Here is a 770-nt window from a genome sequence, read left to right as displayed (position 1 = left end):
TCGACCGGGGAGTTGCGGAGAAAACCCGCGAAGATCATCTCATCGGTATCTTCGGGTAAGGGCGCCGTCGCCGCGTAGATGACGGCGGGATCCGACCCCAGAGCCACTGCCACGGGCATGGGCTCCCCCCGTTCTGCCAGCTTGCGGTAATGTTTCGCACCTCCCTTGTGGACGTGCCAGTGCATGCCCGTCGTCTTCACGTCATAGACCTGCATCCGGTACATCCCTACGTTCCTCACGCCGCTGTCCGGGTCCTGCGTAAACACCAGGGGAAGGGTTATGAAGTGCCCCCCATCCTGTGGCCAGGTTTTAACCACGGGCAGCTCCCCCAGGTCCACATCGTCTCCCTGCAAAACCACCTCCTTGACGGGGCCGTCTTTGACCACCTTCGGGACGTAATCTGCAAGCCGCTTCAGCTTGGGGAGCATCTTGAGCTTGTCGACGAGCTTCACCGGTATCTCGGGCTCGATGATCTCCCTTACCCTTCCGGCGATTTCGTCGAAGGACCCGGCTTCCAGGGAAAGGAGCATCCGCTCCATGGTCCCGAAGAGGTTCATGGCCAGGGGAAATTTTGCCCCCTTCACCTTCTCGAAGATCACCGCAGGGCCGCCCTCCTTCACCAGGCGGTCCGCTATCTCGGCAACCTCCAGATCAGGCGAGACTTCCGTCGTTACCCGCACGAGCTCGCCCCGATCGGAGAGAACCCGGATGAAATGTCCCAGGTCTTCGTAGGCCACAAGCTACCTCCTTCGCCACCAGTGTGCGCTCAA

1 pseudogene (running past one end of the window) is annotated in these 770 nt (G+C 60.9%); it reads right to left on the bottom strand.

What is annotated here, in order from left to right:
* A pseudogene (locus tag GTN70_11125) lies at positions 1-737 on the bottom strand (menaquinone biosynthesis decarboxylase) (it extends 650 nt beyond the left edge of the window).
* Positions 738-770: the final 33 nt, after the last annotated feature.

Source organism: Deltaproteobacteria bacterium, assembly GCA_011773515.1.
Taxonomy (GTDB): Bacteria; Desulfobacterota; Deferrimicrobia; order J040; family J040; genus WVXK01.
The sequence above is the reverse complement of the archived record's forward strand: the minus strand, read 5'-3'. Positions and strand labels throughout refer to the sequence as shown.